This is a genomic window from Kordia sp. E, assembly GCF_056033805.1.
This window is the reverse complement of record NZ_JBRASR010000004.1, coordinates 340,479-364,054: the sequence shown is the minus strand read 5'-3', so window position 1 is coordinate 364,054 and position 23,576 is coordinate 340,479. Positions and strand designations below refer to the sequence as shown.

At 32.7% G+C, this 23,576-nt stretch carries 23 protein-coding genes; 8 read left to right on the top strand and 15 right to left on the bottom strand.

The window, feature by feature from the left end:
- The first annotated feature begins 67 nt into the window (after nt 1-67).
- From ACUUYC_RS21090 to ACUUYC_RS21070, 5 genes are all read left to right on the top strand, one after another.
- A complete protein-coding gene (locus tag ACUUYC_RS21090; protein ID WP_474269115.1) occupies nt 68-1,075 on the top strand; it encodes a glycosyltransferase family 2 protein in 1,008 nt (335 codons plus the stop codon).
- Nucleotides 1,076-1,078: 3 nt separating this feature from the next.
- Nucleotides 1,079-2,041, top strand: coding sequence for a CdaR family protein (locus ACUUYC_RS21085; RefSeq protein WP_474269113.1), 963 nt, complete (start codon nt 1,079-1,081; stop codon nt 2,039-2,041).
- Nucleotides 2,038-2,625, top strand: a complete 588-nt coding sequence (gene coaE, locus ACUUYC_RS21080; RefSeq protein ID WP_474269111.1) for a dephospho-CoA kinase — start codon at nt 2,038-2,040, stop codon at nt 2,623-2,625. The genes ACUUYC_RS21085 and coaE overlap by 4 nt, the downstream gene beginning before the upstream one ends.
- A gap of 78 nt (nt 2,626-2,703) precedes the next feature.
- Nucleotides 2,704-4,287 carry a sensor histidine kinase gene (locus tag ACUUYC_RS21075; protein ID WP_474269109.1) on the top strand — a complete coding sequence of 528 codons (1,584 nt, stop codon included), beginning with the start codon at nt 2,704-2,706 and terminating at the stop codon, nt 4,285-4,287.
- A 6-nt stretch (nt 4,288-4,293) separates the two neighbouring features.
- Entirely contained in the window at nt 4,294-5,007 is a 714-nt protein-coding gene (locus ACUUYC_RS21070) for a response regulator transcription factor (RefSeq protein WP_474269107.1), read from the top strand.
- A gap of 64 nt (nt 5,008-5,071) precedes the next feature.
- On the opposite strand, the gene ACUUYC_RS21065 is transcribed toward ACUUYC_RS21070, so the two are convergent.
- The 11 genes from ACUUYC_RS21065 to ACUUYC_RS21015 all read right to left on the bottom strand — a co-directional run bounded on the left by ACUUYC_RS21065 (nt 5,072) and on the right by ACUUYC_RS21015 (nt 15,663).
- Complete coding sequence (locus ACUUYC_RS21065; protein WP_474269105.1) at nt 5,072-5,578, bottom strand: cupin domain-containing protein; 507 nt, start codon at nt 5,576-5,578, stop codon at nt 5,072-5,074.
- A gap of 35 nt (nt 5,579-5,613) precedes the next feature.
- Nucleotides 5,614-6,519, bottom strand: coding sequence for a tRNA (adenosine(37)-N6)-dimethylallyltransferase MiaA (gene miaA, locus ACUUYC_RS21060; RefSeq protein ID WP_474269102.1), 906 nt, complete (start codon nt 6,517-6,519; stop codon nt 5,614-5,616).
- Nucleotides 6,520-6,526: 7 nt separating this feature from the next.
- A complete protein-coding gene (locus ACUUYC_RS21055) occupies nt 6,527-7,357 on the bottom strand; it encodes an ion transporter (RefSeq protein ID WP_474269100.1) in 831 nt (276 codons plus the stop codon).
- A 21-nt stretch (nt 7,358-7,378) separates the two neighbouring features.
- Nucleotides 7,379-9,343, bottom strand: a complete 1,965-nt coding sequence (locus ACUUYC_RS21050; RefSeq protein WP_474269099.1) for a DUF3857 domain-containing protein — start codon at nt 9,341-9,343, stop codon at nt 7,379-7,381.
- A gap of 3 nt (nt 9,344-9,346) precedes the next feature.
- Nucleotides 9,347-10,711: an exonuclease domain-containing protein gene (locus tag ACUUYC_RS21045; RefSeq protein ID WP_474269097.1), complete on the bottom strand. Its 1,365-nt coding sequence runs from the start codon at nt 10,709-10,711 to the stop codon at nt 9,347-9,349.
- A gap of 58 nt (nt 10,712-10,769) precedes the next feature.
- Complete coding sequence (locus ACUUYC_RS21040) at nt 10,770-11,438, bottom strand: YggS family pyridoxal phosphate-dependent enzyme (RefSeq protein WP_474269096.1); 669 nt, start codon at nt 11,436-11,438, stop codon at nt 10,770-10,772.
- Nucleotides 11,439-11,497: 59 nt separating this feature from the next.
- A complete protein-coding gene (locus ACUUYC_RS21035; protein ID WP_474269095.1) occupies nt 11,498-12,736 on the bottom strand; it encodes a DUF1015 domain-containing protein in 1,239 nt (412 codons plus the stop codon).
- Nucleotide 12,737: 1 nt separating this feature from the next.
- Nucleotides 12,738-13,256 carry a M23 family metallopeptidase gene (locus ACUUYC_RS21030; RefSeq protein ID WP_474269093.1) on the bottom strand — a complete coding sequence of 173 codons (519 nt, stop codon included), beginning with the start codon at nt 13,254-13,256 and terminating at the stop codon, nt 12,738-12,740.
- Between the two features lie 95 nt (nt 13,257-13,351).
- Entirely contained in the window at nt 13,352-13,792 is a 441-nt protein-coding gene (locus ACUUYC_RS21025) for a YcxB family protein (RefSeq protein ID WP_474269092.1), read from the bottom strand.
- Complete coding sequence (locus tag ACUUYC_RS21020; RefSeq protein ID WP_474269090.1) at nt 13,792-14,679, bottom strand: 3-hydroxybutyryl-CoA dehydrogenase; 888 nt, start codon at nt 14,677-14,679, stop codon at nt 13,792-13,794. The genes ACUUYC_RS21025 and ACUUYC_RS21020 overlap by 1 nt, the downstream gene beginning before the upstream one ends.
- Nucleotides 14,680-14,697: 18 nt before the next feature.
- A complete protein-coding gene (locus ACUUYC_RS21015) occupies nt 14,698-15,663 on the bottom strand; it encodes a Gfo/Idh/MocA family protein (RefSeq protein ID WP_474269089.1) in 966 nt (321 codons plus the stop codon).
- A 190-nt stretch (nt 15,664-15,853) separates the two neighbouring features.
- On the opposite strand from ACUUYC_RS21015, the gene ACUUYC_RS21010 reads away from it, so the two are divergent.
- Nucleotides 15,854-16,495, top strand: a complete 642-nt coding sequence (locus tag ACUUYC_RS21010; protein ID WP_474269088.1) for a protein-L-isoaspartate(D-aspartate) O-methyltransferase — start codon at nt 15,854-15,856, stop codon at nt 16,493-16,495.
- Between the two features lie 240 nt (nt 16,496-16,735).
- Nucleotides 16,736-20,293, top strand: coding sequence for an amino acid adenylation domain-containing protein (locus ACUUYC_RS21005; RefSeq protein ID WP_474269086.1), 3,558 nt, complete (start codon nt 16,736-16,738; stop codon nt 20,291-20,293).
- Between the two features lie 95 nt (nt 20,294-20,388).
- Here ACUUYC_RS21005 and ACUUYC_RS21000 read toward each other — a convergent pair whose 3' ends face one another.
- The 4 genes from ACUUYC_RS21000 to smpB form a co-directional block, all read right to left on the bottom strand.
- Nucleotides 20,389-20,574, bottom strand: coding sequence for a hypothetical protein (locus ACUUYC_RS21000; protein ID WP_474269084.1), 186 nt, complete (start codon nt 20,572-20,574; stop codon nt 20,389-20,391).
- Between the two features lie 107 nt (nt 20,575-20,681).
- Nucleotides 20,682-21,251 (bottom strand): hypothetical protein, encoded by a 570-nt coding sequence (locus tag ACUUYC_RS20995; protein WP_474269083.1) that lies wholly within the window; start codon nt 21,249-21,251, stop codon nt 20,682-20,684.
- A gap of 161 nt (nt 21,252-21,412) precedes the next feature.
- Nucleotides 21,413-22,009, bottom strand: coding sequence for a hypothetical protein (locus tag ACUUYC_RS20990; protein ID WP_474269081.1), 597 nt, complete (start codon nt 22,007-22,009; stop codon nt 21,413-21,415).
- A gap of 251 nt (nt 22,010-22,260) precedes the next feature.
- Nucleotides 22,261-22,719, bottom strand: coding sequence for an SsrA-binding protein SmpB (smpB, locus tag ACUUYC_RS20985; protein WP_474269080.1), 459 nt, complete (start codon nt 22,717-22,719; stop codon nt 22,261-22,263).
- Nucleotides 22,720-22,877: 158 nt separating this feature from the next.
- On the opposite strand from smpB, the gene ACUUYC_RS20980 reads away from it, so the two are divergent.
- Nucleotides 22,878-23,531, top strand: coding sequence for an OmpW/AlkL family protein (locus ACUUYC_RS20980; RefSeq protein WP_474269078.1), 654 nt, complete (start codon nt 22,878-22,880; stop codon nt 23,529-23,531).
- The last annotated feature ends 45 nt before the right edge of the window (nt 23,532-23,576 follow it).

Below are 23,576 nucleotides of genomic sequence, written 5' to 3'. Positions count from 1 at the left end.
AAAATATATTTATCATTAAAAGCTGTTCTTCATTGAACAGCTTTTTTTGTTTGCCTATATTTGCTGCATGCAAATAAAATTCTCCATTATTGTTCCTGTATACAATAGACCTGATGAAGTAGAAGAATTATTGGAAAGTATTTCTAAACAAACATTTCAAGAAAATTTTGAAGTCGTTATTGTTGAAGATGGATCTACAATTCCTGCAAAAGCAATTATTGAAAAATATGCTGAGAAACTTACTATCAGTTATTTTTTTAAACAAAACTCAGGACCAGGCGATTCTAGAAATTACGGAATGGAACGCGCAAAAGGAAATTATTTCTTAATATTTGATTCTGATTGTATTTTACCACCACAATACTTAACGGAAGTTTCAAAAGCATTAGAGAAGCAATATGTAGATTGTTTTGGTGGACCAGATGCTGCACATAGCTCGTTTACTACAATACAAAAAGCAATTAGTTATGCAATGACTGCTTTTTTAACGACAGGAGGAATCAGAGGAGGAAAGAAAGCTGTAAACAAATTTCAGCCGAGAAGTTTTAATATGGGAATCTCTAAAGAAGTTTTTGAAAAAACACAAGGGTTTGGTCAAATTCATCCAGGAGAAGATCCTGATTTGACAATCCGAATTTGGAAAGAAGGTTATGAAACAACATTACTTCCAGAAGCATATGTATATCATAAACGTAGAATTTCATGGGAGAAATTTCATATTCAAGTGCGCAAATTTGGTATGGTACGTCCAATTTTAAATCTGTGGCATCCAAAAACGGCAAAACTTACCTATTGGTTTCCTACACTATTCTGTCTCGGATTTATAATTTCAATATTAGCAAGTATATTCTTTAAATTTCATTGGTTTTCATATGCATATGCCGTATATTTTGTAGCAATATTACTAGATGCTTTAAGAAGTACTAAAAGTGTAAAAATTGCTATATTGGCAATGTTAGCAGTTTGCATACAATTTTATGGATATGGTTTGGGCTTTTTAAAATCAACGATTGCTATAAAAATCTTTAAACGTGATCCAGAGAAACGGTTTCCTAAACTATTTTTTAAAAAATAATCTATGATTAAAGGAATTCAAAGTTTATTTACAGAAATACTAAAAGGAAAGAAAATCAATGTCTTCCTGATTTTTTTTGTGATTTCTTTTATTTTGTGGACTTTGGTCAAATTATCAAATACGTATACGGATACGATTACCATGAATGTTGAGTATACAAATCTTTCAAACGATAAAATTCTATTGGGAAGTCAAGAAACCATCATAGAAGCACAAGTAAAAACGACAGGTTTTCGAATGCTGCGACAAAAATTCTTCAAAAGCACTATTGAAGTTGATCTAAAAAAAGTAAATAAGTTAAAAACAGCAGAAACATTTTATGTATTATCTGATAATGCCATCAATAAACATATATATCAAGATACAGAAATTCTAAAAGTATCACCTGACACCTTATTTTTAAAACTTGGAAAAAATAAAACGAAAGAAGTCCCTGTTATTCATCAATTGGAACTAGCATTTGAAAATGGTTATAACTTGTACGATTCATTACGTATTGAGCCAAAAACAATTAAAATATCTGGACCTGAGGATGTTGTAGACTCACTAAAAGTAGTATACACGGAAATTAGGCAACTTGAGGACATAAATAAAAATATAGAACTCGAACTAAATCTATTAAAAAACAATTCTCTAAAACGGGTAAGTTATAGTGCGCCAACTGTGAAAGTACTAGCAAAAGTGGACAAGTTTACGGAAGGAAAACTAAGCATTCCATTGCGTGTTTCCAATTTACCAAAAGGATACTCTATCAAGCTATTTCCAAAAGAAGTTACCATAACTTTTACTGCAAATATTTCTGACTTTAATGAAATTACAGAAAATGACTTTTCAATTCTGTGTGATTATAAAGACATTCAGAATACGGGAACTTCCTTTTTTATTCCTAAATTAGGAAAACTGCCAAAATCAGTAAAAACATATCGAATCGATACTAAAAAAATAAATTTCATCATCAAAAAATGATAGTAGGACTCACCGGAGGAATCGGAAGTGGTAAAACCACTATAGCTAAAATGTTTTATAAACTTGGTGTTTCTATCTACATCGCAGACATTGAAGCGAAAAAATTGATGAATACTTCTGAAGTTATAAAAAAAGAACTTACAGAAACATTTGGAGAAGAAACCTATATAAATGGTGAGCTCAACAGAAGTTATTTATCTAACATTGTATTCAATCAACCAGAAGAATTACAGAAAATAAATTCGATAGTACATCCACGCGTTGGACAGCATTTTAAAGACTGGTATCATGAACGTAGCAATGAAAAATATATTATAAAAGAAGTCGCTATTCTATTTGAAAACGATTCATATACACAATGTGATAAAATAATTACGGTTGTTGCGCCGATTGAAGAACGTTTTCGTCGTATCTTACTAAGAGATACAACGACACGCGAGGCTGTACAAAGTAGAATGAACAATCAATGGACTGATGAGAAAAAAATTGCGCTCTCAGATTATGTCATCCATAATGAAGATCTCGAAAATGCCAAAGCGCAAGTAGCTAAAATACACCAAGAAATATCGCTGATTTGCTCATAAATCTGACAAAATTAACATATTTGTTAAGGTTTGGTTAAAAAGTTAAAATAACCGAGATTAAGCGTTAATTTTGATCAAATGAGTAAACGATTATTTGTTGTTCTAGTCATTTTGATGAGTTTATCGCTCATTGGGATTATATTTGTCCAAGGATATTGGATTGCCTCTGCTGTGAAAGAAAAGCAGGAATCTTTTTCCTTAAATGCAAATCAAATTATAAATAATGTTTCTGAAAGTGTAAGTCAGTCCGAAAATTTTAAATATTATTCAAAATTTCAAAAATTATTTGATAGTATTGAAGAACCTGAAAATTCGCAGATAGTCAATATATTAAGTATTACAAGTAGAAATAATAAGAATAACGAGACTAGTATTTACACAAGAGGAATCATAGAAGAAGATTATAATATATTCCCCACGTTCATTGATAATAATAGCGAAGATGATAGTACGAGTATAAAAAACTATAAACGTTATACAACACGTACCATTTATAAAGAAGACTTGTTAGATGATGCCGATGTCAGTAGTATATCTTTTGTAGAAAGGATGCGACAGGTGGACAACATTTCTAGGAAAATGGCGCAGTATAAAGACGATATAATAGAATTTACGAAGCAAATTCCAATTCACAAGCGTATTTCTAATGAAGTCTTAGACTTTTTGATAAAAGATAACTCGGATAAACTTGGCCTTGATTTAGATTATGAATTTGGTGTATATGATGATGGATTAGCAACGAAAATTAAATCAAACAAATTTAAAATCAGCGATGGCGGAATGTATGAAGTTCCTCTGTTTGAGGATAATAAAGGAGAAAGTGGTTTCACACTATTTGTAAGTTTTCCAAAAAAGAACAAATACGTTCTTTCGTCTATCATGGGAATGGCAATAATGTCTATTGTTTTTACCTTAATTATAATCATTGCATATTCGAGTGCATTATACCAATTAATTAAGCAAAAGCAGATTTCAGAAATAAAAACTGATTTCATCAATAACATGACGCACGAATTCAAAACACCAATAGCAACAATTAACCTTGCGCTAGATGCTGTTCAGAATCCGAAAATAATTGATGATAAAGACAAAGTGAAACGCTACTTACGAATGATTCGTGAAGAAAATAAACGAATGCATGCACAGGTAGAAAATGTATTACGAATATCTAAACTAGAGAAAAATCAATTAGATATAAGTAAGGAAGAAATAGATGTTCACGACCTAATTGAAGATGCAATGTCTCACATAGAGTTGATTGTAGAAGATAGAAATGGTTATATGAAATTGCATTCAGGAGCACAAGACTCTATGGTCATGGCAAATGATACACATTTTACCAATGTATTAGTAAATGTATTAGACAATGCAATTAAATATACCGAAGGAGAACCAAAAATTGACATACACACCGAAAAGGTGAAAGAATTTATAGTAATAAAGGTGAAAGACCAAGGACAGGGAATGTCCAAATCAGTACAAAAAAGAATATTTGAAAAATTTTATAGAGAACATACCGGTGATATTCATAATGTAAAAGGGCATGGACTAGGCCTCGCTTACGTAAAACGAATCATAGATGACCATCAAGGTCAAGTATCCGTTGAAAGTGAAAAAGGCAAAGGAAGTACCTTCATTATTAAATTACCATTAATATCGTAACACACCATGGAGATTCAAAACAAAAAAATTTTATTAGTAGAAGATGATCCGAATTTTGGAACTGTATTAAAAGATTATCTATCAATGAACGATTATGACGTTGTTCATGCAAAAAACGGAATGGAAGGATTTGAAAAATTCAAAAAAGACAATTACGACCTTTGCATACTTGACGTTATGATGCCATACAAAGATGGTTTTACTCTTGCGAAAGAAATTCGTGAGAAAAATACAGAAGTTCCAATCATTTTCTTAACTGCGAAAGCATTAAAAGAAGATGTAATGAAAGGATATAAAGTAGGAGCAGACGACTACTTAAATAAACCTTTTGATTCGGAAGTATTATTGATGAAAATCAAAGCAATAATGCAACGTAAAACATCTGACTCTGTCGCAGACAGTAAACAATTCGAATTTGTAATCGGAAGATTTAATTTAAACTCTAAACTGAGATTCTTAACATTTGATCAGGATGAGCCAAATAAATTGTCTCCTAAAGAAAACGAGCTTTTACGTTTGTTAGCTTTACATGAAAATGACTTAATGCCAAGAGAACTTGCATTAACGAAAATTTGGAGAGATGATAACTATTTCACATCAAGATCAATGGATGTGTATATTGCGAAACTGCGTAAGTATCTAAAAAGAGACGAAGACGTAGAAATTCTAAATATCCACGGAGAAGGATTTAGATTAGTAATTAAAAATAAAGCAGAATAGAAATACATTTGTTTCCCTAAACAATTGAAAAAATAGTCGACTTCCCGAATGTCGACTTTTTCAATTATTGCCTAGTAAGTCTATAGATAATGTCTTTATGAGCTGGATATATTTTTGCCAACTCTAAACGTGTAGCCAATTCAAAATCATCAAAATCAAATCCTGGTGCAACGGTGCAACCTACAAAAGCATAGGAATCTTTTTCAGATACGCTTGACGCGAACCAACAACCTGCAGGAACTACCAACTGAGGCGCTTCTCCATTGCTAAAATCCATTCCAACTTTGTGTTCTGTATAATTTCCTTGTTCATCAATAACATGAACAGATAAAGAACTTCCGCCATAAAAATGCCAGATTTCATCTTGCTTGATTCTATGAAAAGCAGAAAAATTCTCAGACGTTAACAAAAAATAAATACTAGTACAATAACTACGATCTCCTGAAAAATCATCAGGCAATGCATCTTTAGGAATTACAGATGAACTTCTGTATACTTCTTTGTAAAATCCACCTTCAGGATGCGGTAAAAGTTGTAGACTTTCGACTAATGTGTTTATTTCCGTTTTCATAATTTTTCAGTATTCAGTATTCAGTATTCAAAAAACTATTGTATTTGCTCATCAACTTTTTCTATGATGTTTGAAACTTCTTCTTGATAGTCAAACCAAACAGTATTTTCATCTCTACGAAACCAAGTTCCTTGTCGTTTGGCAAATCGACGTGTATTTTTTTTAATCTCGCTAACAGCAAAATCTAGCGTGAAATCTCCATCAAAATATTGAAAAAGTTCTCTATAACCTACAGTTTGCAAAGCATTCAAAGTTTTATGTTCATACAAAGATTTTGCTTCTTCCAGCAAACCTTCATTTATCATTATATCAACGCGTCTGTTAATACGATCATATATGATTTCTCTTTCTGCGGTGAGCCCGATTTTAATCGAAGTAAAATTTCGCGTTGTATGTTCCGCTTTTAAAAAGCTAGAATATGGTTTTCCGCTTCCAATGCAAATCTCTAAAGCACGAATTAATCGATGTGGATTGCCTAGCGCGACTTTTTTATAATATATAGGATCAAGCTCGTGTAATTGTTGTTGAAGTGATTCAATTCCTTGAGTTTCTAATTTTTGGTTTAAATGTTCTCTGATTTGCGGATCAACTTTTGGAAACTCATCTAAACCTTTCAAAACAGCATCTACATACAAACCACTTCCACCAACCATAATGACAACATTGTGTTTTTGAAATAATTCGTCAAGCTTGGCAATGGCATCTTTTTCAAACTGACCGACATTATAACTATCAAAAATGCTAATATGTTGAATGAAATGATGTTTCGCAGCTTGTTGTTCTTCTTCAGAAGGAACAGCAGTACCGATAGCCATTTCTTTAAAAAACTGACGCGAATCACATGAAATAATTTCTGTATTAAAATGCTGTGCAAGTTGAATGCTCAATGCAGTTTTCCCAATAGCTGTAGGACCAACGATAGAAATAAGGTAGTTAGACATGTGTAGATTAATCGTTTTCTTCTGGATTCAATTTTTCACCACACTCAAAACAAAATTCAGCACCATCTCTATGACCTTCTGCAGAACAGTTTGGACATGATTGTGTATTTAAATGAACTTCATCTTTGTCCATAGTTGCAAACTCAGCAGTGACAATTCCTGTGGGAACGGCAATAATTCCATAACCTAAAATCATGATAATAGAAGCAATAGATTGACCTAAAGCGGTAAGTGGTGCAATATCACCATAACCAACAGTTGTTAAGGTTACAATTGCCCAATAAATACTTCTTGGAATACTTGTAAAGCCACTATCTTGACCACTTTCTACTAAGTACATAACTGAACCTAAAATGGTACATAAAATCAAAATAAACATGATAAACACAGCAATTTTTGCTCTACTGGCTTTTAAAGCGCGCATAATATTGTTTGATTCTCCAACAAATCGTGCTAACTTTAAAATACGAAAAACACGCATCAATCGTAAAGCTCGAAGCGCTACTAGTGAGTGTGAACCAACTAAGAATAAGGATAAGTATTTCGGGATTGTAGAAAGAAAATCAATAATACCATAAAAACTAAAAATATACTGTCTTGGTTTTTTTATGGAAATGATTCTTGCAAAGTATTCAAGTGTAAATAATATCGTAATTACCCATTCGGCAATATTGAGAAATTCTCCATGTTCGGCAGCAAACTCGTTAACGCTTTCTAGCATTACCAATAAAATACTAGCTAAAATAAGTATTAGTAAAACTACGTCAAACAGTTTTCCTGCAGGCGTATCGGCTTCGTATATAATTTCGTGAAGTTTAGCTTTCCAGTTTTTTGCCATAGTTGCTAATTTACTATTTATTTACGGATTCTTCTTCTTTATGGTCAATCGTGTGTTACTTTCTAAGGTAGCTAAGTTATCGAAAAAGGTTTTTAGTTCTTGATATTCTTCTGCGGTGAAATGAAAATTATTGATGACTAATTTAAAAGTCATGTTCAATTGTCCATCTTTTACAATCGTTTTAACTCCACAAATGGCTTTTGTTCCTGCGAGTTTGAAGGTTTTATCTTCAGGAATATTTACATATTCATATGAATCGGGAATTGACATTAAAAAACGCTTCGTGTACATTCGCGAATACGCAAAATCTACAGGATATTTACGTTCTTTTAAACGAAAAGGATTCGATGGAAATAGTTTGAAAAAGAACGGATCTAAAAAAGTGTTTCCACTAGTAAATGCATCATTAAACTCTAATAAGAAAAACTCTTTCGTAGGTTTTCTAGTATTATCACGATCTTCTATAGTATATTTTTCAACTTCAGCAAAAGGAATTTGTTTCTCAACATCATCAAGATAACTATCTTCATCTGTATCAGATAGTTCTTTTCGTTTTTGATATGCCAAATAGCCAGAATTTATTTGCGATATTTTACCTTTAGCATTTCCTTCTTCATCTACAGAAATATTAATTAAAGTATTTTGACGACTTTCAGCATACGGATTTATATGGTGCCAATAACTAGGTTTTTTAAAGTCCATAGCTCTACCAATATAATTTAAAGCACGTACTTTGGTTAAACCAAACGAAAGCAATTTGTCAGTTGCATCCAATAGAAATACTTCTTGTCCAATAGTAACTTTTGCAACAAGGTAATTAAACTCAGACATCACAGGATGAATTTGTGTTGGCAAACCTCTTGATCGTGTGGAAAGCATTATGGTTTCTGTTGGTATATTCGCGGCTAGCAAACTATTGACCAATGATAAATTGATTTCTGCCGTGTTTCCAGTTTTATTTTGAAATGCTTGTCGCACATTTGCATCACCAAAAAGTCCATCTTTACCATTCCATGCATAATGCTCTTTAATGAAATCGTATACTTTTTGTGCGCGTTTTATCGTTGATTTCTCATCTAAAATTTCGTCTGACAATTGATTCTTAAAGAACTTTTTACGTTTTACTTGTGCGCCAACATCTTTGTCATTTCGCATTTCTTTATCAACGGCTTTCCATGTTTTTGTATACACATCTTTTCCACCGTCAAAACGATAGTATTCAGACATTTCAAAGTCAATTCTTGACAAGTAATTGTTTTTAGAAAGCATATATGCTTCTTCCTTAAATGCAGGAACGTCTCTCATAGCATATTTAAAGACTTCACAATCAGCTCTGTCTACAAGTCCTGGGACATAAAAACATCTTTTTTTAACGTCCGATTTGTTAATGACTAATTTTTGAAAACCTTTTAGTACTCTGTTATAGCGATAGTTCCCTGGAATTTTTGCACTAAACTCACTATACATTTTTGGAATATTACTTTGAAAATCCCAACCTTCAAAATTGTATACAAAAGGAGTTTCTAATGTATATTGATACTCTAAAACGCTTCCAACTTTTACATTTGGAAACGTGAATCGTTTTTCAGACCATCGTTCATTATGATCTATTGAGAAAATTTGATCATCTGTAAGTACATCTTTTCCAGTAGCATTGTGTGTAACTGCTTTGATGTTTTTTATCTTCTCTTTGGATTTTTTATTTTTATAATAAGGAATTTGAATATTTGCTTCATCTACACCTTGTTTCCCCAAAATTTTAATCTTTCCATAGTATTGTTTTACTAATAGAATTCGATCTTTAATTAATTGAAACGAAACATCTCCATATTCTTCTAAAATAACAGCATGAGCAGTAGTGTCCTTTTCGTAGACAGTCATGTTAATTTCTTTCTTAGAAACTTTACCAAACTTTTCACTCAATGGATTCTGTCCATAACACAAACCTGTGATTAGGAGCACAAAATACAAGCAATATAATTTCATAATTTATTGTAATGGAATAATTTTAAATTTGTTTTTTCTACGGAGATGACTCTGAATAATATGTTGTACATCTCTATTATTTTGCATCGGAGTAATAATAGATTTTAGTACTTCAATATTGGTTACCTGATAGTTTAAGCTATAAAAACCAAACCCTTTGTAGACACCATCCTCAATCAAAATAGCGCTACGTTCATCATGTACACGACCTTTGTCGATAATCAACATATTTTTATTATCGTAACTATACTTTGTAATGGCTTCTTGTACGCGAGCATTGTATGTAGTAACATCTTCTTCTTCAATACATGCGCCATCACATTCTTTAATAGTATATTGAAAGCAGTGTGATTCTGAACGATACAATTCATTAATTTTTTGACACAAACGAAATTCTGTCGTAAGCTTAAACATTACATGTTTTGCTTGAGACATATTCGTGAATGTAGTAATGTGTTTTTTGCGTCCGTCTGCTTTTTCAATCTTTAAACCAATATAACCTTTTTCATTTGTGTAAGATGACATTGCAAATTGAAAAATAGTTTTGCGCTGTGCTCTATTATAAATTGGTTTTTTACGCTTTATTTCTTCACTTTCTTTCAAAAGTGCAACTAATTCACTTCCTGTACGCTCAAAAGTAACCGTAGCAACTTGTTTTTGAATCTTTTTAGATTTGTTATTCGTACCAGTAAAATGCTGATTAACGCGTTTTTTAATGTTTTTACTTTTTCCGATATAAATAATTTCACCTTTCGCATTGTGCATATAATAAACGCCAGTTGCAGAAGGTAAACTTTCAATAATATCGAGTAGGCGAGTTGCTACTTTTTTCTTAATCTCTGTTTTTACAGCTTGCTGAATAATATCTTTCTCAGAATCTTTATCTAGCAATAGCTTAAAGAGTTTTACAGTAGCTAATGCATCGCCTGAAGCTCTATGTCGATCACTCATCGGAATTCCTAAAGCACGAACTAGTTTTCCAAGTTTATAGGATTCCATTTCTGGAATTAACTTTTTAGATAATTCTACTGTACATAATGTTTTACGCTTATATTCAAATCCTAAGCGTTTAAATTCTAATTGTAAAATGCGTGAATCAAAACTTGCGTTGTGTGCTACCAAAATACAACCTTCGGTAATTTCTACAATCCGTTTAGCAACTTCGTAGAATTTTGGCGCATCGCGAAGCATTCTGCTATTAATTCCTGTCAAATTCACTACAAAAGGTTGAATTTCACGTTCCGGATTAACTAAGCTTATAAACTGATCTACAACTTCATGACCATCAAATTTATAGATCGCAATTTCAGTGACTCCTTCTTCATTGTATTTTCCTCCAGTCGTTTCTATGTCTACTATTGCGTACAAGCTATGCGTCTTCGTTTTAGTTTTAGGGTATAAATATAAAGATATCTTAAGGAATTACTTAGGTTGCTGCTGTATAATTTCGAGCTCCAAAAATACTACTTCCAATTCTCACCATTGTGCTGCCTTCTTTTATAGCAAGTTCATAATCGCCACTCATACCCATTGATATGATTTTCAGTGTTGTATGTTCGGTGTGTAAATCGTCAAAGGAAGTTTTTAAGTTTTTAAATTCTTTTTGAACTTGTACAGCATCATCCGTAAAAGTTGCCATTCCCATAACGCCAACGATTTGTATGTTTTGTAACTGTGTAAATTCTGCGGAAGCGAGCAAACTAGATGCATCAGCAGTATTCATTCCAAATTTTGAATCTTCTTCAGCAATTTTAATTTGAAGTAAACACTTAATAACTCGATCGTGTTTTTTTGCTTGCTTGTCAATTTCTTTCAATAATTTAAAACTATCAACTCCATGAATTAAATCGACAAACTCAGCCATGTATTTAACTTTATTTCGTTGTACATGACCAATCATATGCCAAGAAATGTCTTTAGGCAATACTGCCCATTTTTCTGCCATTTCTTGAATTTTATTTTCACCAAACACACGTTGACCAGCATCATAGGCTTCTTGTAAAGCGGCAACAGGTTTTGTTTTGGAAACAGCTACAAGTGTAACGTCTTCGGGTAAATCGTTGTGTAATTCTTTTATTTTATCTGAAATAGACATTTTATTTTTTTAAATTTTAAATGCTGAATTTTAAATGTATAGTTTGAGCCAAGTCGAAATCAAAACTCATAAATCGTAACGCCACTTCGTAATTTTGGTTCTATATACGTGCTTTTAGGCGGCATTGTTAAACCTTCATCTGCAATACGTTTCATCTCATCTACATTTGCAGGAACTAAGCCAAAACCAACTGCAAACTCTTTTTTGTCAATACGATTTTTCATTTCTATGACATTGTGTTTGTCATATCCGTAATCAATTCGTTGATCATTTCGTAAATCAGTAATTCCTAAAATCGGTTTGAGAATAGTAACATATAAAATATGTGTATCAAGTTCACTTAACGAATCTGTAAATTCATAATTTGTTTTACGCAAGTATAATGAATAAAATTCGCCGTCTAAATACATGCTAAAATGATGTTTTTTAGAAGGTTTGTATAATTCTATACCACGATTTTCAATTCGGAAAAACTGATCTAGTTTTAGTAAAAACTGTTCTTTTGATAAACCATTTAAATCTTTTACCAAACGGTTAAATTCGTAAATACGCAATTCAGATTCTGGAATTAAATAACTCATAAATGCATTATATGGTTCATTTCCAGTATGGTTTGGGTTAGACTCTTTTAAATCTTCTCCTAATAAAAATGAAGATGCTGAACGATGATGTCCGTCTGCGATGTAAATTTCATTCATGTGTTCAAATTCTTTTTGAATCACCTTGATATCTTCAATATTTTCAACTTTCCAGAGGTAATGCGTATCTCTATAAGTTGTAGTAAATTCATACTCTGAACGTGTTTCGGTATACTTTTTTAGGATATTATTAATTGTATCAGAATCAGGATAAGTAAGTAGTACAGGTTCTGCGTTGAATCCGACAGTTTTTAAATATTCTTTAAAAATCTGCTCTCTATATTCAATCGTATCTTCATGCTTTTTGATGACATTATTTTTATAATCATCAGTACTTGCTGCAGCTACAATTCCTGTAAAGGTTTGCTTTTCACGATTTACAATTCTATAAATATAAAAACAGGAAGTATCTTCTTGTTTGAAAATATCATCTTCTTTAAATTCTAAATATCTATTTCTAACCAACGTATACCGTTGTTTCCCAGAAATTTCTTTGTGATATTTATAACCAGGATTTACAATGTGTAAAAATGAAAATGGATTGTAATCCAAACGTGCTTCTCGTTCGTCTTGCGTGTAACTCTGATACGAGCGTGATGCTACTAAACTTACTTTGTCTCGTGTGGGACGAACTGCTTTGAATGGTTTTATAGTTGCCAAATTACTTTCTGTTTGAATTTATAAATTTAGTAGGATCTACAAATCCTTCTGTGTGTTTACTATATCCGCCGCCAATATCCATAAGAATACTGTCGCGAATTTCTAAGTGCAAATGTGCGTAATATGCGCCATCTGCATTTCCGATAGTGCCTATTTGCGTTCCTTTAGTTACAAAGCTACCTTTTTTTATGGAGATTTTATCACAATGCGCATACAAGGATTCGTAATAAATACCTTTGTATTGATGAACAATTCGGATCACATTTCCCCAACCACTACCAATATCTTCGGCAAAATTTACATAACCATTTCCAATAGTATAGATTGGATCGCCTAAGTCGGTATTTCCGCCACCTTTTCCATTCCAATCGTCACCCAAATGGTTATTTACAGTAAATTTTTGTGCATTGTAATAACCGTTTGCATTTGGTTTTCCAACGGGGAAATCAAAGCCAGAAGCTATATATATTGAGTTTTTGACAAATAAAGAATCAAAAAAGACGAGCGGATTTTTTGGCACGTTCGTCTTTTGTATTTTTTGTTTAGACGCGCTTTTGTTGTTCGTTGTTTGTTGACAACCAAGCAAACATAAGCACAGTATGAAAAGTAATTGCTTCAAGCGTATAAATATGATTTGAATGTAGCTTTATCTTCTTCTGTTAAGAATATATCTTTTGGCACATACGCATATTGAGTTTTAGTATTATATACTAACCAATATTTCTCTTCAGAAACGATTTTAGTTAAAAGCGCAAACTTCCATTTCAAAGTTCCATCATTTTTTGTGATGTACATATATTCTTCATCAAATTGTAATTGTGTCGCTGCGAAAAAAGGTTTTAAGTTTTTTGACGAAAACCAATACAACAGTATAAAGCTTAGTATAATCAATGCGAAAATAGTATAGATCATTAGAAAATAACCAACATACCAACCTAAGAGTAAACCCCATAATAATATGAAAGGAATTAACTTTAGTGCATTTCTACTCAATGTATTGAAAAACGCTTGTGTATATTCTTTTCTAGCTAATCGATACGTTTTCGTATCAATCATTAACGAAACATTTTTGCAACTTTTTCTGCTTTTCTACTTTCTGAATAGTCATAGAACCCTTCGCCAGATTTTACACCCAATTTTCCTGCGTTTACCATATTTACTAACAATGGACATGGTGCATATTTTGGATTTTTAAATCCTTCATACATTACGTTTAAGATAGACAAACAAACATCTAATCCGATGAAATCAGCTAATTGTAATGGTCCCATAGGATGCGCCATTCCTAACTTCATAACAGTATCAATCTCAGAAACTCCAGCAACACCATTGTACAATGTTTCAACAGATTCATTGATCATTGGCATTAAAATTCTGTTAGCTACAAATCCAGGATAATCATTTACTTCTGTTGGAACTTTTTTCAATTGCTTTGAAAGCTCCATAATCGTATTCGTAACTTCATCAGAAGTATTGTAACCACGAATGATTTCGACCAATTTCATAATTGGAACAGGATTCATAAAGTGCATTCCAATCACCATTTCAGGACGAGAAGTCACTGCAGCAATTTGTGTAATAGAAATAGAAGATGTATTTGTTGCCAAAATGGTATCATCTGGACATAACTCATCTAAATCTCTAAATATTTTCAACTTTAAATCTACATTTTCTGTAGCAGCTTCCACTACCAAACCTGCATACTCTACACCAGCTTTGATTGTAGTATACGTAGTAATATTGTTTAATGTATTTTGTTTGTCTTCTTCAGAAATACGTTCTTTTGCAACCATACGATCTAAATTTTTCGTGATAGTGGCAATTCCTTTATCTAAAGAAGCTTGTGAAATATCAATCAATTGAACTTTAAAACCAAATTGAGCAAATGTATGCGCAATTCCATTTCCCATAGTTCCAGCTCCGATAACAGCTACGTTTTTCATACTATATATAGAATTATATTATTTATTAAATTTTTCAATGATTTGAATTGCAATGCGTAATGCTTCAGTTCCTTGTTCTAAGGAAACAATTGGTGTTGTATCATTATTGATAGCATCTGCAAATGTTTCTAATTCGTCCAGAATGGCATTATTTTGATGAATATCAGGATTTTCAAAATAGATTTGCTTTTTCACGCCTTCCGCATTTTGAAGAATCATGGCGTATTCATCTGCTTGTTCAGGTGCATCTTTCATTTTTACCACTTCAACTTTCTTCTCCAAGAAATCTACAGCGATATAAGCATCACGTTGAAAGAAACGACTTTTACGCATGTTTTTCATAGAAATACGACTTGAAGTCAGATTGGCAACACAACCATTTTCAAACTCCAAACGTGCATTAGCAATATCTGGTGAATTACTAATAACTGAAACACCGCTTGCATTAATTTGTACAACTTTCGATTTTACAACACTTAAAATTGCATCAATATCATGAATCATTAAATCTAAAACAACAGGAACATCAGTTCCACGCGGATTAAACTCTGCCAAACGATGTGTTTCAATAAACATTGGCGAATTGATCTGATCTTTTACAGCTTTAAAAGCAGGATTGAAACGCTCTACATGTCCAACTTGTCCTTTAATATTATGTTCTTTAGCTAACGCAATCAATTCTTCAGCTTCGGCAACAGTATTAGTTATTGGTTTTTCAATAAAAACATGTTTTCCTTTCGTGATTACTTTCTTAGCACATTCATGATGTGAAAGTGTTGGAGTTACAATATCAACAACATCTACAGCATCAATTAGCGCATCAATTGTATCGAAATATGTATATCCAAATTCGGCAACTATCTTTTGAGCATATTCAGGATTTGCATCATAAAAACCAATAAGTTCGTATTGAGAAGATTGTTGTAATAATCGAAGATGAATTTTTCCTAAGTGTCCAGCACCTAAAACTCCAGCTTTTAACATAAAAAAGTGTTTTCAACAAAAATAATTTATTTTTCGAAAACCTTTGAGTTATACTGAATAATTATCTTAGAAACTCATATTTTTTAGCATATCGGTTTTTTATCAAGAAATACATTCGTACTCAGTACGTTGTATTTTTAATGATTTATTTCTATAAATAGATAAAAAATACGTTTATTTTTGTGCGTGTATGAAGGATACGTTTAAACATAAAGGAATGCGAAATAAGTTAGTGCAAGTTGTTGCTGGCAAGGGAATTACAGATGAAAATGTACTCAATGGAATTAAAAATATTCCACGTCATTTATTTATGGATTCAAGTTTTGAAGCGCATGCATATCAAGACAAAGCGTTTCCTATTGGAGCAGATCAAACGATTTCTCAACCGTTTACTGTTGCTTTTCAAACACAATTATTAGAATTGACTAAAGGCGCCAAAATTCTTGAAATTGGTACTGGAAGTGGTTATCAAACTGCTATGTTACTCGAATTAGGCGCAAAAGTATTCAGTATAGAACGTCAAAAAGAACTATTCAAGCGAACGAGTTTATTTTTACCTAAACTTGGTTACAGACCAAAAAGACTCATTTTTGGCGATGGTTACAAAGGTTTACCAGAAGAAGCACCATTTGATGGAATTGTCGTAACAGCTGGCGCGCCATTTGTCCCAAAACCATTATTAGCACAACTAAAAATAGGAGGAAAGCTTGTCATTCCTGTCGGTGATAAAGCACAAATAATGACGTTGTTTGTACGAACTTCTGAAAAAGAATTTACAAAGAAAGAATTTGGCGAATTTCGTTTTGTACCAATGCTAGAAAATAAAAACTAAAAACGTCAATTCAAAAAATGTCTACACGCTTCAAAGATATTGAAGCATTAAAATCACACTGTTTATTTTGAATTTGAGTAATTATATCATAGCTTTATTCGCAATCGGTATAACTACTGTATTCGCATATAGAAAATTAATATTTTCAAATTATATTGACTATTTAGTGACAAGCTAAATACTATAGGACTTCCCTAATTCATCTGATTTTTTAAAAAGAGAACTTAATTTAAAAATGATATGAATATAGTAACTCAAAGGATTGAAGAAAATCTAGACGCAACAATTTGCGGACTGATTAAAAAGCGAATGCAAGCGCATCCTGAACGAATAGCAATTATTGACGGTGAAATCAATATTGATTATCAACGTTTACTGAAGAAAGCTAGTGAAGTTGCTGGTGAGCTTAAAAATCGTAACGTAACTTCTGGAGCATTAGTTGGCGTTTGTATGAATCGTTCATGGGAATTAATTGCTACATTAATTGGTGTAATGCAAGCTGGTTGTGCTTATGTGCCACTTGATCCGGCATATCCAAAAGATCGTATCAAATACATGCTAACACATTCGAAAGCAGAAGCCGCAATTGTTGATACTGAAAGTACTGCAAGTTTATGCAATGAAGTTGGCGAATTAATATGGTTGAATACAGTAGGAAATCATACAGATACTTTAGTACGATGTTCTGAAAATGATTTGGCGTATGTTATCTATACTTCGGGTTCTACTGGTAAGCCAAAAGGTGTAGCTGTTGAACATAAGAGTGTCATTGCAATGCGTCATGCGGTGCGAAATTTATTTACTGATGAAGAACTCAATGGAATGTTGGCGGCAGCTTCGGTTTGTTTTGATACTTCCGTGATGGAAATTATGGGAACTCTATCACTCGGAGGCAAAATAGTACTCGCAAAAAATGCATTAGAATTGACGCAACTTCCCGCATTAGACCAAGTAAGAACATTTGTAATGGTTCCATCATCTGTGCAAGCAATGCTTTCCGTAGAAAAATTACCAGAAGGAATAAAATGTTTAATTTTTGGAGGAGAAGCACTAAAGCGTTCACTAGTTGAACAAGTATACGCGCACGAGTCAATAGAAAGAGTTTTAAATGCATATGGACCGACGGAAGATACTGTTTTCTCAACGATTTCGGAAGTCGCGCGAGGTTCGAAAGTGATTACAATTGGGAAGTCTGTTCCAAATTCACGTGCATATATATTGAATGATAATTTACAACCTGTTTACAATGGAGAAGCAGGAGAATTATACTTAGCAGGAAACAAATTAGCAAAAGGATATTTATATGACGAAACATTGACCAAAGAACGTTTTATTGAAATAAAACCAACTGAACAAATTCCTGATAATCGATTGTATAAAACAGGCGATTTATGCCGTTGGACAGAAAATGAAGAAATTGAATTTCTAGGAAGAGTTGATCAACAAGTAAAAATTAGAGGTTTTCGAATTGAACTAGAAGAAATTGAATCTACATTGGAATCAATGGAAGGTATAAATGCCGCCGCGGCAGCAGCTATAGAAGGTGGAATAGGTCAAAAAATACTAGTAGTCTATGTCGTAAAGAAAGATAAAACGATTACTGAGGAAAACATTAAATCCTATATATCAAAGCGATTGCCAAAGTATATGGTTCCACAGGTTGTTAAATATTTGGAAGAATTACCGCTTTTGCCCAATGACAAATTAGATCGCAAGAAACTGATGAACATGGAGAGTGCGCATGCTACACAAAATACAACGAACAATCTTCAACAAGTTTTAGCAGATTCAAACAATGAATTGAGAGCAACAATTTTAGCAGCGATTCAAAATGAAGTTGCTAAAATTCTCAATTTAGGAAATCCTGAAAAATCAGTAGCAGATTATTCATTCAATGATCTCGGACTTGATTCACTTACTACACTAGAGTTTAGTAGCCGACTTTCTAAAATAATAGGTCAGAAAGTAGAAGCAAGCACCATTTTTGAATATCCAACTCCAAATACTTTAGCAGATTACATTTGCAACGCTTCAGGAGGCGGGAAAGGGAATCATGCAACGGATAAACAGCGTGTTGTATTAACAAATTCTCTAGCAAGTTTTCAATCAAACATCCAATCAAGTCATCCTACATTTCAAGCTGCAAAAGCGACTGCATGGAGTGTTACTGATAAAAGTAAACTAGTGCAAGAAGTAATGCGTATGGTAAATGATAATCGTAGAAACCCATACAGTAAAGTACTAAAAACAGGAAGTGCGACAAAAGGTATTGTTGGTGATGCGTATAATGATGAAGTACAAGAAGCTATTATTTGGACGACCAATTTATATCTTGGACTCAATCGTGATGAAAATGTCATTAAAGAAGCTTCAAATTCGTTACATCGTTTTGGCACAGGAATGGGAACATCGGCTGCTGCATCAGGTATGACGAATCAGCATTTAGAGTTTGAAACAGAATTTGCCGATTTAGTTGGAAAACCAAGCGCTTGTTTATTTCCAACAGGATATACAGCCAATGTTGGAGCTGTTGCAGGACTTTTAGGAAAAAATGATGTCGTTGTAATTGATCAGCTTTGTCATGCTTCTATTGTAGATGGTGCTCGATTGTGTGGAGCAACAATTAGAACATTTCAACATAATAACGCAGCAGATTTAGAAGCTGTTTTAGAATCGGAAGTATCACCATATCGTTCTATTTTAGTGGTGTTGGAAGGTGTATATAGTATGGGAGAAGGAGCAGCACCAGTTGCAAAAATAGTACGTACAGCAAAAAAATACAATGCGCTCGTTTTGGTAGATGAAGCACATTCTTTTGGTTTCTATGGAAAAGGCGGTGCAGGAATTTGCGCTGATCAAGGTGTGACAGAAGAAGCAGATTTTATCATGACAACATTGAGTAAAGCATTAGGAAGTTTGGGGGGAGTAGTTGCGGCAAGTCAAGAGCATGTTGATTTGTTAAAATCGTCTTCCAGAGCGTATATTTTTCAAGCTTCTGTAAGTCCGGCTGATATGGCAGCGGCACTTGCTGCATTGAGACGTTTACGATCAGATGATGCATTGCGTGCGCGACTCTGGGATACAACGCGTTATATGCGTAAACAGTTTGAAGATGCTGGTTATGATTTAGGCACAGGAGATGGACCAATTGTAACACCTCATTTTAGTGATAAAGACAAATTGTATGCAATCGTACAAGGAATGTACAAACGTGGTGTGCAAACATCGGCAGTTACATATCCAATTGTGGAAAATGGTAAAGGACGTTTGCGATTTATCTGTTCTGCTGCGCACACAAAAGAAGATGTAGATAAAACCTTAGCAGCTTTAATTGAAGCAGAGCGAGAAGTAGATAAACTACTTGTTACAACGCGTAACGAAACGTTTGATACAAATATAACAAGCGCTGATCTTGAAACGTGGAGTCTTGAATTTGTTGAGTATGTGAAAAAAACACTAGCGACAGTAACAATTACAACTCCAAACCTTGCGATACAAGTACGTGTTTCAACACAAGCAGCACCAATTTCTATTCTAATAAAAGATAATGAAGTAAGCTTAAGTGATCAGAAAGGCGATACGATTTCTTTTTGTTCATTAGAATTTACTGAAAAAGCGGCAATTGCTGCGTTACAAGCATTTAATATACAAGGATTGTTAGATAGTATTTGTAAAGGAACGTGTATTTTAGAAGGACAGATAGAACCATTTATTTGGTTCGTTGGACGCATTGTCGATTATCAAAAAGATGGTCAACTACTTTCTGAAAAACATAAAGAATCAGAAGCAATAGCTTAGAAAATAGGAATATGTATGAAGTTGAGTGCAATCTAGAAATCTTGATTGCGCTCAATTTGATATGTTTTTCTTCAATTAGAAGTGGCATTTTTAAATTATTTAGTTGTTTTCTTTCTTTTCATTATCAATATTCCAGTTACAATTAGAATTGAGCTAATAATTATGTTCTCCAAGGATTTATCAATATATCCTCCCCAACCATAAAAGCCACTGTCTTTATAAAAAAGCACCAAAAATCCAATTAAAATAATCAAGGTTCCTATTAACTTATCTCTTTTCATTTATGGAGTTTCTAAATTACGCATAATGGTCTTGTATATAGCACGTTGCGTGGTTTATGTTTTAACGAAAATAAATTAGAATCTATTTGTTGTGTGTAGTGCTTTAATCAATTAAATTTTGATTCCAATATACTTTTTTCAATTAACTTTCTTTTTTCGACTTCGCTAGATAAAATGATTATTTCTAGTTGTTTTCTGTCAAACATTCTACTGTAAACAGTAAATTCATAATTTTCTCCATCTTCATTTTGCGTTTTCAGATTGAACATTTTAAATTCAAGTCCATCAATGATTTTTTTGCTAGTATTCTTCTCTATTTTGCTATTCGGTCTGTTTTTCGTAAATGCTTTTATAACAATTTCATTCGCCTCATTAAATTTATCTATAAAATTCTGTTCCAAATTCAATTCAGAGAATTGTGCTTGCATTGAATTATATTTTCCATTATTGAAATGGAACAAATTTCTAGCAACAATATTTACTTCATTATCAGGATATGCTGATTCAATGATTTTTACTCCTTTTTTTTGAGATTCCATTCGTGTTTTTGATGGAACATCTTTAAAATCTGTAGGAATATTCAAAGTCCATTCAAATTCTTGAATATAGACTTCGTTTTCCGATTCAGAACATCCGAATGCCAGAAGTAAAATCATTAATAATAGGATATTTTTCATAGATTGTAAATTCAGAATTGAGCGAGTTTTTTCATTACACACAATGTGTTTGTGTATGGTTAAGCAACTAATTTAGCAAATATAAACTGAATAGAAAATCTGCAAGAATTTTCAGAAGTAGGTGAGAACAAGCAATTACTTATAGCCATTGTTGTACACAGTTATTTTTTAAATAGTTTTTCAATATCCGTTTTTAACTTGTCGTAATTTTCCATTTCATTCTCCATTCCGTAACTGGCATTTTCAAATCCAAATTCAAGTTGTCCAGCAAGATATTCATCAGGATATTTATTTGCCAGATATTCAATCATTATTTCAGGGTCACACAAATAGATTTCAGCAAAAATGTCTGATGGTGTTTCACTCGCTGAACCTTTAGAAGCCAAAACCATTTTAAGAAATTCCTCAAATAATTTTTTATCCTTATTGTCACAAACCATTTTAGCCAAAACATAAAGTTTTGGGTCTAATTTGTAATCAACAAAATCAAAACTCGTAGTTTCTTTTCCATAATTCTCTCCATAAAACTTTATGGTCTTCAATATTTCCGAGCGAGAAAACTTATACTCTTGTTTTTCGGCATTCTCTTTCGGTCTTTTAGTCAGGTTTATTTCACTCTTTTCCTTTGTGTTCTTCACTGTGGATGAACTTTTTGGAATTTGAATTTCCGATTTAGTCTCATTTCCATCATTCTCTTTCTTTTGTTTACAAGAACAGATAAAAATCAAAAATATTAATGTCAGTAGTAGGTTTTTCATAATTGTATACAACGTATATATATACCAAATTCAGTATATCATACAAATTTTAAGGAATAACAGGAACTAATTTTACATCAACTTCCTCTTATCTGCCATAAATGTAAAATAAAGATTATACATATACAATGCAGTTTTCCGTAATATGAGAAGTGTAATTCGTGAATTAGTGTTAAAAATAGATTCCTGCCTGCGCTGCAATGACAAAATGTTACTAAAATGACATGATGTATATACTAGATAGTAGAAATTTAACGGAAGTTCTTTTTAATACGATCCAAATCACGTTTGTTATCACGATCTTTTATCGTATCACGCTTATCATGAATCTTTTTACCTTTTGCCAATGCAATAGATAGTTTTGCCAATCCTTTTTCGTTTAGGAATAAACGTAGTGGAACTATTGTTAAACCTGAGTTTTTTACATTCTTGTGTAAACTTCTCAATTCTTTTTTATTCAACAATAACTTTCGTGTACTACGTGGTTGGTGATTGTAGTGTGTGCCAAACGCATATTCTTCAATATACATATTCACCACAAAAAGTTCGCCTTGCTCGTTAAATTCGCAGAAACTTTCAGCAATAGAAGCTTTGCTCAGCCGAATAGATTTAATCTCAGTTCCGCTCAAGACAATTCCTGCCGTGTACTTATCTAAGATTTCATATTGAAAGCGCGCTTTCTTGTTTTGTATGTTGATATTTTTTTGCATTGGTTGCCAAAGGTACTAACATTTCTTGAAAAGACAAGAAAGTGAGTGTTTATGATGAATTAAAAAGATTTTTTATGTTTTAAAATACTATGACTTTTGTCATTTTTCTCCCAGAAATACCGCGATACATTTGTACTATAATTTTAAATATAGACGTAATGAAAAAAGCAGTTTTAGGTGTTTTTTTAATGTTAGGAATGTTTCAACTAACAGCACAAGAAAATGTACAAGATGTAAAACAGGATGTAGATAAAAAGTGGCAAGTTCGCGCACGTTTTATCGCAGTAACTCCAAGTGAAAGTGCTTCTATTGAGACAATTGGAGGCGATGTTTCTATTGCTACTTCGTATGTGCCAGAATTAGATTTTACCTATTTCTTTACAGAAAATTGGGCAGCAGAATTAATTTTGGCAACAACAAATCATGATGTGGAAGCCATTAATACAGCTGCAGGAAATATAAGTTTAGGTGATGTTTGGTTATTGCCGCCAACACTAACTGTCCAGTATCATTTCCCGATAGGAAATTTTAAACCATATATAGGAACAGGATTGAATTATACTATTTTTTATGGCGCTGATGAAGGATCAATTGCGGATGATGTAAGTTATGATAATAGTATTGGATTTGCCTTTCAAGCAGGGTTAGATTATGCATTAAATGACACATGGTTTTTAAACCTTGATGTAAAAAAGATATTACTTCAAACTGATGCTACTGTAAATGCTACAACTGCGTTGGGTGCGACAGTTGGAGCAGATGTAGATATTAATCCTTTGGTTATAGGATTTGGTATCGGAATGAAGTTTTGAGTAGTTGTTTTAAGTTTATGGGAATGAAAAACGCCACTTAAATGA

Excerpts from the sequence above, each read along its gene's own strand:
- ACUUYC_RS21090 (WP_474269115.1), top strand. The coding sequence starts at position 68 with ATGCAAATAAAATTCTCCATTATTGTTCCTGTATACAATAGACCTGAT.
- ACUUYC_RS21085 (WP_474269113.1), top strand. The coding sequence starts at position 1,079 with ATGATTAAAGGAATTCAAAGTTTATTTACAGAAATACTAAAAGGAAAG.
- coaE (WP_474269111.1), top strand. The coding sequence starts at position 2,038 with ATGATAGTAGGACTCACCGGAGGAATCGGAAGTGGTAAAACCACTATA.
- ACUUYC_RS21075 (WP_474269109.1), top strand. The coding sequence starts at position 2,704 with ATGAGTAAACGATTATTTGTTGTTCTAGTCATTTTGATGAGTTTATCG.
- ACUUYC_RS21070 (WP_474269107.1), top strand. The coding sequence starts at position 4,294 with ATGGAGATTCAAAACAAAAAAATTTTATTAGTAGAAGATGATCCGAAT.
- ACUUYC_RS21065 (WP_474269105.1), bottom strand. The coding sequence starts at position 5,578 with ATGAAAACGGAAATAAACACATTAGTCGAAAGTCTACAACTTTTACCG.
- miaA (WP_474269102.1), bottom strand. The coding sequence starts at position 6,519 with ATGTCTAACTACCTTATTTCTATCGTTGGTCCTACAGCTATTGGGAAA.
- ACUUYC_RS21055 (WP_474269100.1), bottom strand. The coding sequence starts at position 7,357 with ATGGCAAAAAACTGGAAAGCTAAACTTCACGAAATTATATACGAAGCC.
- ACUUYC_RS21050 (WP_474269099.1), bottom strand. The coding sequence starts at position 9,343 with ATGAAATTATATTGCTTGTATTTTGTGCTCCTAATCACAGGTTTGTGT.
- ACUUYC_RS21040 (WP_474269096.1), bottom strand. The coding sequence starts at position 11,438 with ATGTCTATTTCAGATAAAATAAAAGAATTACACAACGATTTACCCGAA.
- ACUUYC_RS21025 (WP_474269092.1), bottom strand. The coding sequence starts at position 13,792 with ATGATTGATACGAAAACGTATCGATTAGCTAGAAAAGAATATACACAA.
- ACUUYC_RS21020 (WP_474269090.1), bottom strand. The coding sequence starts at position 14,679 with ATGAAAAACGTAGCTGTTATCGGAGCTGGAACTATGGGAAATGGAATT.
- ACUUYC_RS21015 (WP_474269089.1), bottom strand. The coding sequence starts at position 15,663 with ATGTTAAAAGCTGGAGTTTTAGGTGCTGGACACTTAGGAAAAATTCAT.
- ACUUYC_RS21010 (WP_474269088.1), top strand. The coding sequence starts at position 15,854 with ATGAAGGATACGTTTAAACATAAAGGAATGCGAAATAAGTTAGTGCAA.
- ACUUYC_RS21005 (WP_474269086.1), top strand. The coding sequence starts at position 16,736 with ATGAATATAGTAACTCAAAGGATTGAAGAAAATCTAGACGCAACAATT.
- ACUUYC_RS21000 (WP_474269084.1), bottom strand. The coding sequence starts at position 20,574 with ATGAAAAGAGATAAGTTAATAGGAACCTTGATTATTTTAATTGGATTT.
- ACUUYC_RS20995 (WP_474269083.1), bottom strand. The coding sequence starts at position 21,251 with ATGAAAAATATCCTATTATTAATGATTTTACTTCTGGCATTCGGATGT.
- ACUUYC_RS20990 (WP_474269081.1), bottom strand. The coding sequence starts at position 22,009 with ATGAAAAACCTACTACTGACATTAATATTTTTGATTTTTATCTGTTCT.
- smpB (WP_474269080.1), bottom strand. The coding sequence starts at position 22,719 with ATGCAAAAAAATATCAACATACAAAACAAGAAAGCGCGCTTTCAATAT.
- ACUUYC_RS20980 (WP_474269078.1), top strand. The coding sequence starts at position 22,878 with ATGAAAAAAGCAGTTTTAGGTGTTTTTTTAATGTTAGGAATGTTTCAA.